The organism is Streptomyces subrutilus (assembly GCF_001746425.1).
GTDB lineage: Bacteria > Actinomycetota > Actinomycetes > Streptomycetales > Streptomycetaceae > Streptomyces > Streptomyces subrutilus_A.
This window is the reverse complement of sequence record NZ_MEHK01000001.1, coordinates 3,724,580-3,738,840: the sequence shown is the minus strand read 5'-3', so window position 1 is coordinate 3,738,840 and position 14,261 is coordinate 3,724,580. Positions and strand designations below refer to the sequence as shown.

Below are 14,261 nucleotides of genomic sequence, written 5' to 3'. Positions count from 1 at the left end.
CTGGGCAGAGGACACCGCTGAGCGGCGGCCGAGAGAGACGACGGCGAGGACTGATGGCACCCGAACCCGAGGGAAACGGCGCCGGGATGGCCGATGGTCCTGAGCACTGGGGGGCCGGCGGCCTGGTGGGAGACGGCCGTTACCGGCTGACCCACCGGCTCGGACGCGGCGGCATGGCCGAGGTGTTCGCCGCCGAGGACGTGCGCCTGGGGCGCACGGTGGCGGTGAAGCTGCTCCGCGCCGACCTGGCCGAAGACCCGGTGTCCAAGGCCCGTTTCACGCGCGAGGCGCAGTCCGTGGCCGGACTCAACCACCACGCCGTCGTCGCCGTGTACGACTCCGGCGAGGACCGGGTAGGCCCGAGCACCGTCCCGTACATCGTGATGGAGCTCGTAGAGGGCCGCACCATCCGCGACCTGCTGCTCAGCGCCGAGGCCCCGGGGCCGGAGCAGGCGCTCATCATCACCTCGGGCGTGCTCGAGGCGCTCGCGTACTCGCACCAGCACGGAATCGTGCACCGCGACATCAAACCGGCGAACGTCATCATCACGGACACCGGTGCCGTGAAGGTGATGGACTTCGGCATCGCCCGCGCGCTGCACGGCGTCCAGTCGACGATGACCCAGACCGGCATGGTCATGGGCACCCCGCAGTACCTGTCGCCCGAGCAGGCCCTCGGCAAGGCCGTGGACCACCGCTCCGACCTGTACGCGACCGGCTGCCTGCTGTACGAACTGCTCGCGCTGCGGCCCCCCTTCACCGGTGAGACCCCGCTGTCGGTGGTCTACCAGCACGTGCAGGACGCACCCGTGCCGCCCTCGCAGCTGCCGGAGGGGGGCCACATCCCGCAGGAGCTCGACGGCCTGGTCATGCGGTCGCTGGCCAAGGACCCGGACGACCGGTTCCAGAGCGCCGAGGAGATGCGCGGGCTGGTCCAGTACGCGCTCCAGATGCTGCACGACCAGGGGCCGAACACCGGCACCTGGAACACCGGCCCGGTCACCATGGCGCTGCCGCACGGCCGGGGCGGGGCGGCGGCCACCACGGCCATGCCCGTGGGCGGGAACGGCGGGCAGCAGAACTACCCGGCGAACGCCTCGACCTCGCAGTTCCAGCAGCCGATGGTGGCGCCGCTGAACCCCGACGACGGCTCGGCCTTCCCGGGCGGCGGCGGCAACGGCCAGGGCGGCCGCGGCGGCTACGACGGCGGCTACGAGGACCGCGGCGGGAGCCGCTGGAAGATGTGGCTGTTCGCGGTGCTCGCGATCATCGCGGTGGCCGGCGGTGTGGCGTACGCGGTCAGCAGCGTGGGAGGCAAGGGCGGCGGCAAGGGCCCGACGACGCCCGTGACGAGTCCGTCCGGCCAGCCGAGCCCGCAGACCACGCCGCCGCCCACGCCCTCGCAGCAGACGCAGGACAACAGCCCCACGCACAGCGAGTCCACCTACACCCCGAGCCGGCGTCCGACGCAGACCTACAGTCAGCCGCCCACCCCGTCGACGTCCCCGTCGACCTCCCCCTCGACCTCGCCGTCGACGTCGAAGTCCCCTTCGTCCTCGCCGTCGAAGACCCCCTCGTCCACGCCGTCCAAGCCGGTGGAGACGGGCGGAGGGCTTTTCGAGGAATGAGCCGGTGCCCGGGGACCGGGCGACGGGCGATACGGGGACGGGCCCGGCGGAATCCATTCCGCCGGGCCCGTCCGCGTATCGGGTTTCCGGTATCAGAGCGCGTGCTGATACTGCCGTTCCGGATTACCGGCAAGGGCGTGCACGGAGACGAACTGCGGTTCGATTCGCATGTAGACCGGGTCGAAGACCGCTCCGTCGACGAAATGCGGACCAGGTCCGAAAAGCTCCAGTTCGGCGTTGGTCGGTTCGACGATCTGCGCGGTTCCGGTGAACTGGACGGACCACAGCCGGGGGTCGGCGGAATGGAAGTTGTCGGCCCCGTAGGCGACCACGCTCCCGTGGCACGCCTGGTGGTGGCCGAAGCCCGAGTGCATTCTCGAGGCGACCCTGCCGTCCACCACGATGTGCCGGGCGAGGGCGAGGAAGGGCAGCGCGCGCATGCTGGTGGCCACCCTGCCGTACGGCACCCGGCGCAGCAGTTCGATGGCGTGGAGTTCCTCTGGGGACATGCCGTCCACTCTCCGGCGTCGACAAGCGGTCGGGAAAGAGGAGCCCGCCCCGACGATCGGGGACGTTGGTCCCGAATGGAACCGCGTGCCCCGTGGAACCACCCCGCCGCGGGGCGACACGCCGCGTCACCGGGCGCCCGGTGCCGGCTGGTGTCAGTTGCGCTTCTCGGCCTGGATGCGGGCCACGTAGGCGGCGGCCTGCGAGCGGCGCTCCATGCCCAGCTTGGAGAGCAGGCTCGACACGTAGTTCTTGATCGTCTTCTCGGCCAGGTGCAGCCGCTCGCCGATGACGCGGTTGGTCAGGCCCTCGCCGATCAGGTCGAGGATCTTGCGCTCCTGCTCGGTGAGGTTCGACAGGCGGTCGTCGCCCTTGCCGTTCTTGCCGTCCCGCAGCCGCTCCAGCACCCGCGCCGTGGCCACCGGGTCCAGCAGGGACTTGCCCGCCGCCACGTCCCGTACGGCGCTGAGCAGCTCATTGCCGCGGATCGCCTTGAGCACGTAGCCGGAGGCGCCGGCCATGATCGCGTCGAACAGCGCCTCGTCGTCGGCGAACGAGGTCAGCATCAGGCACTTGATGTCCTCGTGCTGCGAGCGCACCTCGCGGCACACCTCCACGCCGCTGCCGTCCGGCAGCCGGACGTCGAGGACGGCGACGTCCGGGCGGGTGGCCGGGATGCGGACCAGCGCGTCGGCGGCCGTACCCGCCTCACCGACGATCTCGATGTCCTCTTCGACCGACAACAGCTCATGGACACCCCGACGTACCACTTCGTGGTCGTCCAGGAGGAATACCTTGATTTTTCCGTCTTCGCGCACGAAGTCAGTTTCACACACTCACCCCTTCCCTGCCGGAGTTACCCGGGATAACGTGCCGTTGTTCCCGGCCCCTGCAAGGCTGTGACCAGTGGTTGTTCCCGCGCCGGCGGATTTACTTGGAAATCCAAGCAAAATCCCAGGTCAAACGGGGTTTCGCAGATATGCGGCGCACTGGGTAACGTGCATTGCGCAGGGCACTCGCCGGGGCACCTGTCACGCCTGAATCCCGTACACAGCGCGCACCCACCCCGTGCGCGGGTACAGGTTCAGGTGAGCCGCACTGGACCCCGGAGAACCCGGGTGCCGGACCGACGGAGGAGCACACGTGACCGTGGAGAGCACTGCCGCGCGCAAGCCGCGACGCAGCGGCGGCACCAAGCGGGCGGCAGGTGCGGCGGGCGCCGCCAAGCCCGCCGCTGCCACCGCGCAGACGCAGGACGCCGTACCTCAGCTCGTACAGCTGCTGACGCCCGAAGGGGACCGGGTGGACAACGCGGAGAACGCGGAGTTCGCCCCCTTCGTCGCCGACATCACCACCGAGGACCTGCGCGGGCTCTACCGCGACATGGTCCTGACCCGCCGTTTCGACGGGGAGGCGACCGCCCTGCAGCGTCAGGGCGAGCTGGGCCTGTGGGCCTCGCTGCTCGGGCAGGAGGCCGCCCAGATCGGCTCCGGCCGTGCCCTGAACGACGAGGACTACGTCTTCCCGACCTACCGCGAGCACGGAGTGGCCTGGTGCCGCGGGGTCGACCCGACGAACCTGCTCGGCATGTTCCGCGGTGTGAACCACGGCGGCTGGGACCCCAACACCAACAACTTCCACCTCTACACGATCGTCATCGGCTCGCAGACGCTCCACGCGACCGGTTACGCGATGGGTGTGGCCAAGGACGGCGCGGACTCCGCGGTCATCGCCTACTTCGGCGACGGCGCCTCCAGCCAGGGCGACGTGATGGAGGCCTTCAACTTCTCCGCCGTCTACAACTCGCCCGTGGTGTTCTTCTGCCAGAACAACCAGTGGGCGATCTCCGAGCCCACCGAGCGCCAGATGCGCGTGCCGCTCTACCAGCGCGCCCAGGGCTTCGGCTTCCCCGGCGTCCGCGTCGACGGCAACGACGTCCTCGCCTGCCTCGCGGTCACCCGCTGGGCCCTGGACCGGGCCCGCCGGGGAGAGGGCCCGACCCTGGTCGAGGCGTTCACCTACCGGATGGGCGCGCACACCACCTCCGACGACCCGACGAAGTACCGCCGGGACGAGGAGACCGTCGCCTGGGAGGCCAAGGACCCGATCCTGCGCCTGAAGGCCCACCTGCTGGCCACCGGCGGCGCCGACGAGGCCTTCTTCGAGGGGCTCGAAGGGGAGAGCGAGGCGCTGGGCAAGCGGGTGCGCGAGGTCGTGCGCGCCATGCCCGACCCCGACACCATGGCGATCTTCGAGAACGTCTACGCGGACGGGCACGCGCTCGTCGACGAGGAGCGCGCGCAGTTCGCCGCCTACCTCGCGTCCTTCGAGGGTGGGGAGTGACCGCCATGGCCATCGAGAAGATGTCGATCGCGAAGGCGCTCAACGAGTCGCTGCGCAAGGCCCTGGACACGGACCCCAAGGTCCTGATCATGGGTGAGGACGTCGGCAAGCTGGGCGGCGTCTTCCGGATCACCGACGGACTGCAGAAGGACTTCGGCGAGGAGCGGGTCATCGACACCCCGCTCGCCGAGTCGGGCATCGTCGGCACGGCCATCGGCCTCGCGCTGCGCGGCTACCGGCCGGTCGTCGAGATCCAGTTCGACGGTTTCGTCTTCCCCGCGTACGACCAGATCGTCACGCAGCTCGCGAAGATGCACGCCCGTGCCCTCGGCAAGATCAAGATGCCGGTCGTCGTGCGCATCCCGTACGCGGGCGGCATCGGCGCGGTCGAGCACCACAGCGAGTCCCCCGAGGCGCTCTTCGCGCACGTGCCGGGCCTCAAGGTGGTCTCCCCGTCGAACGCGAGCGACGCCTACTGGATGCTCCAGCAGGCGATCCTCAGCGACGACCCGGTGATCTTCTTCGAGCCGAAGCGCCGCTACTGGGACAAGGGCGAGGTCGACACCGAGGCCATCCCCGGCGAACTGCACAAGGCGCGCGTGGCGCGCGAGGGCTCCGACATCACCCTGGCCGCCTACGGTCCGATGGTGAAGGTCTGCCTGGAGGCCGCTGCCGCGGCCGCCGAGGAGGGCAAGTCGGTGGAGGTCGTCGACCTGCGCTCGATGTCCCCGGTCGACTTCGACGGGATCCAGGCGTCGGTGGAGAAGACCCGCCGGCTCGTGGTCGTCCACGAGGCACCGACCTTCCTCGGCATGGGCTCGGAGATCGCCGCCCGCATCACGGAGCGGTGCTTCTACCACCTGGAGGCGCCGGTCCTGCGCGTGGGCGGCTTCCACGCCCCTTATCCGCCGGCCCGCCTGGAGGACGAGTACCTGCCGGGCCTGGACAGGGTGCTCGACGCCGTCGACCGCTCGCTGGCGTACTGAGGAGCCACGTTCATGACCATCCGCGAATTCAAGATGCCCGACGTGGGCGAGGGCCTCACCGAGGCCGAGATCCTCAAGTGGTACGTCCAGCCGGGTGACACGGTCACCGACGGCCAGGTCGTCTGCGAGGTCGAGACGGCCAAGGCCGCCGTGGAACTGCCGATCCCGTTCGACGGTGTCGTGCACGCGCTCCTCTTCGAGGAGGGCACCACGGTCGATGTCGGCCAGGTGATCATCTCGGTGCGGACCGGCCCCGGCGACGCCGCCGAGGCCCCGGTCCAGGAGGCGGCCCCGGCCGCCGCCGAGCCGCAGGAGGCGGCCCCCGAGGTACGCCAGCCCGTCCTGGTCGGCTACGGGGTCTCCACCGCCTCCACCAAGCGCCGCCCGCGCAAGGCTCCGGCGGGCGCGCCCGCGCAGAACGGCACCGCTGCGGCGGCCGCCGTGGCTCCGGCTGCCCCCGCCGCCCCGGTGGCTCCGGCCGCCCCGGTCCGTAACGGCAACGGGCACGCGGCCGCCGAGCGCCCGCTGGCCAAGCCGCCGGTGCGCAAGCTCGCCAAGGACCTCGGCATCGACCTGGCCGCCGTCGTCCCCACCGGTGACGGCGGGGTCGTGACCCGGGAGGACGTCCACGCGGCGGCCGCCGCGGCCATCGCTCCGCAGGCGGCCGCGGCCCCGGTGGCGGCGCAGGCTCCGGCCGTGGCCGCCCAGGCCCCGGCTCCGGCCGTGGAGGCCTCGGCCCGGGAGACCCGGATCCCGGTCAAGGGCGTCCGCAAGGTCACCGCCCAGGCGATGGTCGGCTCGGCCTTCACCGCGCCGCACGTCACCGAGTTCATCACGCTCGACGTGACCCGCACGATGAAGCTGGTCCAGGAGCTCAAGGACGACCCGGACCTGGCGGGACTGCGGATCAACCCGCTGCTCCTCATCGCCAAGGCCGTCCTGGTGGCCATCCGCCGCAACCCGGACGTCAACGCGTCCTGGGACGAGGCGGCCCAGGAGATCGTGCTCAAGCACTACGTCAACCTGGGCATCGCGGCGGCCACCCCCCGCGGGCTGATCGTCCCGAACATCAAGGACGCCCACGCCAAGTCGCTCGGCGAGCTGTCGACGGCCCTGTCCGAGCTGGTCGCCACGGCCCGCGAGGGCAAGACCTCCCCGGCGGACATGCAGAACGGCACCATCACCATCACCAACGTCGGCGTCTTCGGCGTCGACACCGGTACGCCGATCCTGAACCCGGGCGAGTCCGCGATCCTCGCGGTCGGCGCGATCAAGCTCCAGCCGTGGGTCCACAAGGGCAAGGTGAAGCCCCGTCAGGTCACCACCCTGGCGTTGTCGTTCGACCACCGGCTCATCGACGGCGAGCTCGGCTCCAAGTTCCTCGCCGACATCGCCGCGGTCCTGGAGCACCCCCGCCGCCTGATCACCTGGGCGTGACGACGACGCACGTCCCGGAGGCCGGCCCCGCGACACGGGGGCCGGCCTCCGGCCGTTTCCGGCCCGCGGACAATCCCCTGGCCGGTGCGATCACCAGATGTGATCATCACCGGATGCGCTTTCGACCTGCCGCCGCGGATCCCGCGGACCTGGACCGAGCCCTCGCCCCTCCGGCCGACGGACCCGTCCCCGCCCTGACCGCCGAGCGGATCCGTGAGGAGCTCGCCGGGAACCGGCTGCGCCCCGAATGGACCTGGTTCGCCGAGGACGAGGACGGGGAGGTCCTCGCCCGCGCCCTGTGGTGGGGCCGCGCCGACAGCGCACGGCCCATCGCGCTCGACTGCCTCCAGGTGCGCAGCTCGGTGGCCGACCCGGCCGCCCTCGCCGCCGGGCTGCTCGCCGCCGGCCACGCCGCCTTCGGCGGGCTCCCGCTCTACAACCTCTCCCTGCCCCGGGACTGGCGCACCGACCCGGCCCTGGCCGAGGCGGTCGCCTGGCGGCGGAAGGCGGCGGCCCAAGCCGGCCTGACCACCGAGATCGAGCGCCTGCGCTACGAGTGGACCCCAGCCGCCGCAGCCCCGGCCGGGCCCACCGGGCGGCTGGTCTTCCGCGAGGGCACGGACGAGGAGTTCCTGGAGGCCTTCGTCCGGCTGTCCGAGGGCAGCCTCGACCTGGCCACGCGGAACGAGCTGCGCGTGATGGACGCCCGCCGACTGGCCCGCGAGGACTTCGCCTTCTACCTCGACTGCCCCGGCGAGCGGTCCTGGTGGCGCCTCGCCGAGCTCCCGGACGGCACCCCCGCCGGCATGGCCATCCCCTCGGCGACCCCGTACCACCGCAACGTGGGCTACCTGGGCGTCGTACCGGAGCAGCGCGGGCAGGGCCTCGTCGACGAGATCCTGGCCGAGATCACCCGCTTCCACGCCGCCGCGGGCGCCGAGCGCGTCACCGCGACCACCGACACCGTGAACGTCCCGATGGCGGCCGCCTTCGACCGGGCCGGGTACGAGGTGACGGAGATCCGCCTCGTCCTGGAAGGCCCGTCCCGCTGACGGGACGGACCCGGTAGCCTCCCGGCGTGCCGATAGCCGAGTTGCAGGTGTACTCCGTCGAGGAGGCCGACGTCACGGGCGGCGTGTGCGTGGTCCGCTGCGTCGGCGGGGTGGCGCGGACCGGACAGGTCTACGCCGTCGGCCGGCTGCGGCTGGGGCTGCGCCGCATCGAGCGGTACGGGCGCGCCGTCGGCTCCTTCGACGCCGGGCACGTCGCGAAGGTCCACTTCACGGGCGCCGTGGTCGCGCTGCTCAGCCGGGGCCAGGTGCTGACCTCGGTGCCGCCGGACGGGCACTGCCTGGAAGAGCTGGAGGAGTGGCTGGCCACCGGCCCGCCGCTGGGCGACGAGCCCCGGCCGCGGGCGCTGCGCAGCCTGGCGGTGGGGTGGATGCAGGACGACCAGGTGCCGGAGGAGGTCCGGCTCCGCTGGGGCCGGGTGGCGCTGGCCGCCATCTTCCGCTGCGCGGAGGCCGAGGGGACGGGCCGGCTGGCCCGCGGGGCCGAGCTGGCGGCCGTACGCGGCTACCTGATCCGGGAGTTCGGCCCGGGCCGCGGCGGTGACCCGGCGGCGCTGTGCCGGGAGCTGCTGGCACTGATCGACCTGACCCCGCGGCAGGCGGCCGCGGAGTCCCGCACCTGGCGCGACCTGCCGCGCCCGCGCATCGTGCACCTGCGGAGCATCAAGATCCTGATCGCCCGGATGGCGCTCGTACGCCCCCACTTGGCGGACGGCGATCCCTTGGCGGAGGCGGTCGACGCGTGGACGCAGGTGCGGCCGGGACTCCCGTAGGCCCCGCCGACTGCACGCAGTCGGCGAGCCGGGGATGCGCCGGAGCGCGCCGTGTGAGGCCCCCTCGTGCCACCGCGCGACCGTCCCGCCCCCCTTGACGGGGCTCTGGCGCGGGGAGACGCTCGCCCGTCGGGGATCCGCACGGGTGCAGCTGGGGGGCCGCCATGCCGGAGGTATCTGTCCAGACCGCGGGGGAGTTGCGGGCACGGCTCGCGGAGCGCGGGGCGCGGTGGTCGGTCCTCGAGCACCTGGCCGACGAGGAGCGCGTGCCCCGGCCCTCGCTCGGTCTGGAGCCCGGGGTGAACCTGACCCCCGCCGAGGCCGTCCGGGCCGTCGACCTGCGGGCGCTGATCGGCTACCCGAGCGGCAATCCGCACCTCGACCGGCGCCGGGCCGCCCACGGGCTGCTCCCCGGCACGGCGGCGGGCTCCGGCACGGCGGCGGGTCCCGCTACGGCGGCCGGCGGGCGGCCCGCCGCCGTCGACTGGCGCAGCCGCTGGGGCCGGTCGTGGATCACCAAGGTGAAGGACCAGAACCCGTGCGGCTCCTGCTGGGCCTTCGGCGCCGCCGGCCTGGTGGAGTCCATGGCCCGCATCGAGCACTGCGTCTGGGCGGAGCGCTCCGAGGGCGACGTCCACGGCGGGCTCAGGCTCAGCTGCGGGCAGGGCAGCGACCCGGAGACGGCCCTGGACTGGATCAGGGCCAACGGCGGGCTCGCCGATCCGGACTGCCGGCCCTACAGCACCCCGCCCGAGGGCCTGCCCGCCGTCCGGCGCGAGGCCTGGCGCGCCGAGTACACGCCCAGCTGGGACCGCTCGGGCCGGACCGTCCGCATCACCGACTACGTCCGCCTCGGCGACGTCGAGCAGCAGAAGGTCTGGCTGGACACCGTGGGCCCGCTGACCGCCTGCTTCGACGTGTACGAGGACTTCTTCGCGCTCGGCGCCGGGGTCTACCACCGTACGAGCGACCGGCTCGCGGGCGGCCACTGCGTGCTGGTCGTCGGGTACGACGACGCGGCGGGCTGCTGGCTGTTCAAGAACTCCTGGGGCACCGGCCACCACGTCGGCGGCTACGGCCGGATCGCGTACGGCGAGGCCAACATCGACTACTGGGCCAAGTGCGGCCTGCGCGGCACCAACGTCGACCCGTGGAGCAAGCGCCGCCTGCACACCGGCAACGTCTACGAGAGCGGCAACGGCCGCGCCCACCGCAACTTCGAGCTGCTCGCGCGGGCCGGCGGCGGCCGCCTCCGGCACTGGTGGCGCGAGGGCGAGGCCCCCTTCGCGTGGGCCCGCGCCGGCACCTTCGCGACCGACGCCTCGGGCCCGCCCGCCTTCACCGGCGCCACCTACAACCGGAACATGGAGTCCCTGCACGTGACCACCGGCGGCCGGCTGCGCCACTGGTACTACGAGCAGTCCGCCGGCCTCTGGCGCGACGGCGGCGCCTTCGGCCCGGGCGACGCGGCCGTCGGCTCGACCCCGGCCCTCATCCAGAGCGACTACGGCAAGCCGGGCAACTTCGAGGTGGTCGTGCGGACCGCGGACGGCCGCCTGAACCACTGGTGGCGGATCAACGGCGCCCCCTGGACCTGGAACGACGGCGGCCGCTTCGGCTCCGGCATCGCCCACTACGGCCCCGCCCTCGTCCAGACCCGCTCCCGCCGCCTCGACCTCGTCGCCGCCCGGACCGACGGGCGGATGCAGCTGTGGTGGCGGGACGACGGATGCGGCTTCGTCTGGCGGGCCGGGGAGGTCTTCGGGGCCGGGGCGGCCTGTGCGCCCTGCCTGATCGAGTCGCAACACGGGGCCGTGGACGAGGACACCGCCGGGAACTACGAGCTGTGCGTGGCCCTCGCCGACGGGCGCGTCGAGCACTGGTGGCGCGGCAACGCGAGCGGCTCGGCGTGGACCCGCGGCGCGGTCTTCGGGCACGGCGTCCGGGCGGTCACCGGGATGCTCCAGGGCAGCTTCGGGTTCAACCTCGAAGTGGTCGTCCTGCGCACCGACGGCCTGCTCCAGCACTACTGGCGTGGGGGCACCTCCCGCACGGAGTCCGGGGGAGGCGGGGGCTGGCACGAGGGCGCGGTGATCGGCCCCGGCTGAGAGGCCCGACCGGGCGGGGCGGTACCGAGCGCCGTGCCGGGGAGGTCACTTGAGGACGAACCGCTGTACGGACTCCAGCGGCCCCCGGTCGAAGCGGCGCAGCCACAGCCACGACCCGGTGGCGAGGACCAGCCCGACGGCCGCCCACAGGCCCATCACCCACCACGGGCCGGACCCGGCGAGCCGGGCGGCCAGCCCCAGCCCGAAGCCGTAGCAGAGCAGCATGCACAGCAGGTTCTGGGCGACGTAGCAGGTCAGGGCGGTGCGGCCGATCGAGCCGAGGGCGGTGGTGACGGGCCGCGGAATCCACAGCCGGTCCAGGGCGATGCCGATCAGGCCGATGTAGCCCACGGCGAGCAGCGGCGCGGCCCCGTAGCGGCCCAGGAAGAAGAAGGCCTCGCCGCCGAGGGCGGTCGCGGCGTTGAGGGGCAGCCCGAGGCCGAGGCCCCAGGCGGCCATCCGGGCCCGGATGCGTCGGCCCCCGGCGGTGGCGGTGAAGGCGCCCGCGCGGTGCAGCCGGACGCCGAGCAGGAAGAGGAACACGAGCAGGGCGAAGGAGAAGACGGGCTCGATGCGCAGGACGGGAAGGTTCTCCAGCCGGAAGGCGATCTGCTCGGCGTAGCTTCCCCGCGCGTACAGCTCGACGGCGGCCGGGTCCGGCCCCCGCGGCGTGCCGCCCCGGGCGCCGAGGGCGGCCGGCGTCAGCAGGGCGAGCAGGGCCAGGTGCACCGAGGCGGCCGTCCACAGGGCCCGCCTTCGGACCTTCTCGGAGCGGGCGAGCAGCCAGGCGACGAGGAGGGCGGTGACGGCGTACCCCATCAGCACGTCCCAGGCGAAGACGAGCACGAAGTGCACGGTGCCCTCCAGGAAGAGGAACGCGGCGCGCCGCGGGTAGCGGCCGGGCCACGGCTCGCCGCGGCGGGCGGCGGAGTCGTACTGGATGGCCAGGCCGACCCCGAACAGGACCGTCAGCAGCGCCAGGAACTTGCCGTCCGCGAGGAAGCGGAAGACGCTCTCGGCGATGTTCGCGAACGAGGGGTCGGCGACGGGATCGGGGATGGTCACCCCGCTGAGCACGCCCCACTCCGAACCGGGCGAGGCGAAGATCCACACGTTGGTCATGAGGGTGCCGAGGATGGCGGCGCCGCGCAGGACGTCGAGGAGGGGGAGCCGGGCGGAGGTGCGGCTCACCGGGACGGTGGTCAGGGTGTCGGCCATGACTCCAGCGTCCCGGCGGGCGGGGCCCCGTACGTCGTGCCGGTGGACGAACCGGCGGTACATCCTTCGATGCAGTCGTGGCGGTGCGCCCGCTCCTGGAAGCGGTCTTGGATGCTGAGACGCGACAAGGCTGTAGGCAGCATGTATCTATCCTGTGTCCATGCCTGCTTCCGCCCCCGCAGCGCCCGCCCCCGCAGCCCCTGTCCCGGCTGACGCCCCCGCCGCCGACCGCGTCTACCGGCACGTCAAACAGGGCGTACTCGACCGCCGGTACGAAGGCGGCACGCTCCTGACCGAGGGCGAGGTCGCCGAGGCCGTCGGCGTTTCCCGCACCCCGGTGCGCGAGGCGCTGCTGCGCCTGGAGACGGAGGGGCTGATCCGGCTCTATCCCAAGAAGGGCGCGCTGGTCCTGCCCGTGTCGGCACAGGAGATCGCGGACGTGGTCGAAACCCGCCTGCTGGTCGAGGAGTTCACCGTCCGGCGGGCCGTCCCGGCCCCGGCCGCGCTCCTCGAACGACTGGAGGAACTGCTGCGCGCGCAGCAGCGGCACGCGGACAGCGGCGACCTGGCGGCCTTCGCGGCCGAGGACCGCTGCTTCCACGCCGAGATCGTCCGGCACGCCGGCAACCAGATCCTGTCCCGCCTCTACGACCAGCTGCGCGACCGGCAACTGCGGATGGGCGTCGCGGTGATGGACGCCCACCCGGACCGGGTCGCGCAGAACCTCGCCGAGCACCGCGAGGTCCTGGCGGCGCTGCGGGCGGGCGACGCGGACCGTGCGGCGGCCTGCGTACGGGCGCACCTGGGCCGGGTCGGATCCCTGATGCGCGGGGACGCCCGGTGAGCGCCCTCGACCCGCCCGGCGGGCGCAGGGCCGTCGCCGTCTGGTCCATCGGCGTCGCCGTCTACTTCGTCGCGGTGATCTTCCGTACCAGCCTGGGCGTGGCCGGACTCGACGCCGCCGACCGCTTCCACGTCAACGCCTCGGCGCTGGCCACCTTCTCGCTGCTCCAGCTCCTGGTGTACGCGGGGATGCAGATACCGGTGGGCCTGATGGTGGACCGGCTCGGCACCAAGCGGGTGCTGACGCTCGGGGCCGTCCTGTTCACCGCCGGGCAGCTCGGCTTCGCGCTGGCCCCCTCGTACGAGATGGCGCTGGCCGCCCGGGCCCTGCTGGGCTGCGGTGACGCCATGACCTTCATCTCGGTGCTGCGGCTCGGCACCCGGTGGTTCCCGGCCCGGCGCGGCCCGCTGATGGCGCAGCTGGCCGGGCTGGTCGGCATGGCGGGCAACCTCGTCTCCACGCTGGTCCTGGCGCCCGTCCTGCACGGGGTCGGCTGGGTGCCGGCCTTCGCCGGGAGCGCGGCGGCGGGACTGGTGGTCCTGGTCCCGCTGGTGCTGTTCCTGCGCGACCACCCGGAGGGGCACGCGGCGCCGCCCGCCCGGGGCGCGGGCGGGGGCTTCGTCCGCCGCCAGATCCGCGCGTCCTGGAGCGAACCGGGCACCCGGCTCGGCCTGTGGGTGCACTTCACCACGCAGTTCCCGGCGATGGTGTTCCTGCTGCTGTGGGGCATGCCGTTCCTGGTCGAGGCGCAGGGGCTGTCCCGGAGTACCGCGGGCGGCCTGCTCACGCTGGTGGTCGCCTCCAACATGGCGCTCGGCCTCGTCTACGGCCAGATCGTCGGCCGCCGCCAGTCCGCGCGGATGCCGCTCGCCCTGGGCACGGTGGGCCTGACGTCCCTGCTCTGGGCGGCGGTCCTCGTCCACCCCGGCGACCGGGCCCCGATGTGGCTGTTGGTCACCCTGTGCCTGGTGCTGGGCTCCTGCGGACCGGCATCGATGATCGGCTTCGACTTCGCCCGCCCGGCCAACCCGGCGGACCGTCAGGGCACCGCCTCCGGAATCACCAACATGGGCGGTTTCATCGCCTCGATGACGACCCTGCTGGCCGTGGGCATCCTGCTGGACGCCACCGGCGACGACTACCGCATCGCGTTCTCCACGGTGTTCGTCGTGCAGGCGCTCGGCATCAGCCAGATCCTCCGGCTGCGCGGCCGGGCCCTGTCCCGCGAAGCCGCCGGCGCCCGCGCCGTGATTCCCGCGCCGAAGAACCCACCCCCGGAGCGGGCCGCCCGGGCGTGTTCCCTTCCGGAGCCATCGGGGCACGGGCCGCAGTAGGCCCGCCGGCCGC

12 protein-coding genes are annotated in these 14,261 nt (G+C 73.0%); 9 read left to right on the top strand and 3 right to left on the bottom strand.

What is annotated here, in order from left to right; genetic code table 11:
- The first annotated feature begins 53 nt into the window (after window positions 1-53).
- Complete coding sequence (locus BGK67_RS17790; protein WP_107488820.1) at window positions 54-1,628, top strand: protein kinase domain-containing protein; 1,575 nt, start codon at window positions 54-56, stop codon at window positions 1,626-1,628.
- 92 nt (window positions 1,629-1,720) lie between these two features.
- On the opposite strand, the gene BGK67_RS17785 is transcribed toward BGK67_RS17790, so the two are convergent.
- Together BGK67_RS17785 and BGK67_RS17780 are read right to left on the bottom strand one after the other, a co-directional pair.
- Entirely contained in the window at window positions 1,721-2,137 is a 417-nt protein-coding gene (locus BGK67_RS17785; RefSeq protein WP_069921014.1) for a pyridoxamine 5'-phosphate oxidase family protein, read from the bottom strand.
- A 153-nt stretch (window positions 2,138-2,290) separates the two neighbouring features.
- Entirely contained in the window at window positions 2,291-2,953 is a 663-nt protein-coding gene (locus tag BGK67_RS17780; RefSeq protein WP_069921013.1) for a response regulator, read from the bottom strand.
- Between the two features lie 325 nt (window positions 2,954-3,278).
- On the opposite strand from BGK67_RS17780, the gene pdhA reads away from it, so the two are divergent.
- From pdhA to BGK67_RS17750, 6 genes are all read left to right on the top strand, one after another.
- Window positions 3,279-4,478, top strand: a complete 1,200-nt coding sequence (pdhA, locus tag BGK67_RS17775; protein WP_069921012.1) for a pyruvate dehydrogenase (acetyl-transferring) E1 component subunit alpha — start codon at window positions 3,279-3,281, stop codon at window positions 4,476-4,478.
- 5 nt (window positions 4,479-4,483) lie between these two features.
- Window positions 4,484-5,464 carry an alpha-ketoacid dehydrogenase subunit beta gene (locus BGK67_RS17770; protein WP_069921011.1) on the top strand — a complete coding sequence of 327 codons (981 nt, stop codon included), beginning with the start codon at window positions 4,484-4,486 and terminating at the stop codon, window positions 5,462-5,464.
- A 12-nt stretch (window positions 5,465-5,476) separates the two neighbouring features.
- Window positions 5,477-6,901, top strand: coding sequence for a dihydrolipoamide acetyltransferase family protein (locus BGK67_RS17765; protein ID WP_069921010.1), 1,425 nt, complete (start codon window positions 5,477-5,479; stop codon window positions 6,899-6,901).
- A 113-nt stretch (window positions 6,902-7,014) separates the two neighbouring features.
- A complete protein-coding gene (locus BGK67_RS17760) occupies window positions 7,015-7,953 on the top strand; it encodes a GNAT family N-acetyltransferase (RefSeq protein ID WP_079154249.1) in 939 nt (312 codons plus the stop codon).
- 26 nt (window positions 7,954-7,979) lie between these two features.
- Entirely contained in the window at window positions 7,980-8,744 is a 765-nt protein-coding gene (locus BGK67_RS17755) for a hypothetical protein (protein WP_141754030.1), read from the top strand.
- A gap of 164 nt (window positions 8,745-8,908) precedes the next feature.
- Window positions 8,909-10,852 (top strand): C1 family peptidase, encoded by a 1,944-nt coding sequence (locus BGK67_RS17750; RefSeq protein ID WP_069921008.1) that lies wholly within the window; start codon window positions 8,909-8,911, stop codon window positions 10,850-10,852.
- A 45-nt stretch (window positions 10,853-10,897) separates the two neighbouring features.
- Here the strand turns inward: BGK67_RS17750 and BGK67_RS17745 are convergent, their stop codons facing one another.
- Window positions 10,898-12,070 carry a DUF418 domain-containing protein gene (locus BGK67_RS17745; RefSeq protein ID WP_208948712.1) on the bottom strand — a complete coding sequence of 391 codons (1,173 nt, stop codon included), beginning with the start codon at window positions 12,068-12,070 and terminating at the stop codon, window positions 10,898-10,900.
- Between the two features lie 160 nt (window positions 12,071-12,230).
- On the opposite strand from BGK67_RS17745, the gene BGK67_RS17740 reads away from it, so the two are divergent.
- Together BGK67_RS17740 and BGK67_RS17735 are read left to right on the top strand one after the other, a co-directional pair.
- Window positions 12,231-12,914: a GntR family transcriptional regulator gene (locus tag BGK67_RS17740; protein ID WP_069923942.1), complete on the top strand. Its 684-nt coding sequence runs from the start codon at window positions 12,231-12,233 to the stop codon at window positions 12,912-12,914.
- A complete protein-coding gene (locus BGK67_RS17735; RefSeq protein ID WP_244291246.1) occupies window positions 12,911-14,248 on the top strand; it encodes an MFS transporter in 1,338 nt (445 codons plus the stop codon). Before BGK67_RS17740 ends, BGK67_RS17735 begins: the two co-directional genes overlap by 4 nt.
- Window positions 14,249-14,261: the final 13 nt, after the last annotated feature.

Coding starts and splice junctions, on each gene's coding strand:
- BGK67_RS17760 (WP_079154249.1), top strand. CDS start 7,015: ATGCGCTTTCGACCTGCCGCCGCGGATCCCGCGGACCTGGACCGAGCC.
- BGK67_RS17785 (WP_069921014.1), bottom strand. CDS start 2,137: ATGTCCCCAGAGGAACTCCACGCCATCGAACTGCTGCGCCGGGTGCCG.
- BGK67_RS17765 (WP_069921010.1), top strand. CDS start 5,477: ATGACCATCCGCGAATTCAAGATGCCCGACGTGGGCGAGGGCCTCACC.
- BGK67_RS17750 (WP_069921008.1), top strand. CDS start 8,909: ATGCCGGAGGTATCTGTCCAGACCGCGGGGGAGTTGCGGGCACGGCTC.
- BGK67_RS17790 (WP_107488820.1), top strand. CDS start 54: ATGGCACCCGAACCCGAGGGAAACGGCGCCGGGATGGCCGATGGTCCT.
- BGK67_RS17745 (WP_208948712.1), bottom strand. CDS start 12,070: ATGGCCGACACCCTGACCACCGTCCCGGTGAGCCGCACCTCCGCCCGG.
- BGK67_RS17770 (WP_069921011.1), top strand. CDS start 4,484: ATGGCCATCGAGAAGATGTCGATCGCGAAGGCGCTCAACGAGTCGCTG.
- BGK67_RS17740 (WP_069923942.1), top strand. CDS start 12,231: ATGCCTGCTTCCGCCCCCGCAGCGCCCGCCCCCGCAGCCCCTGTCCCG.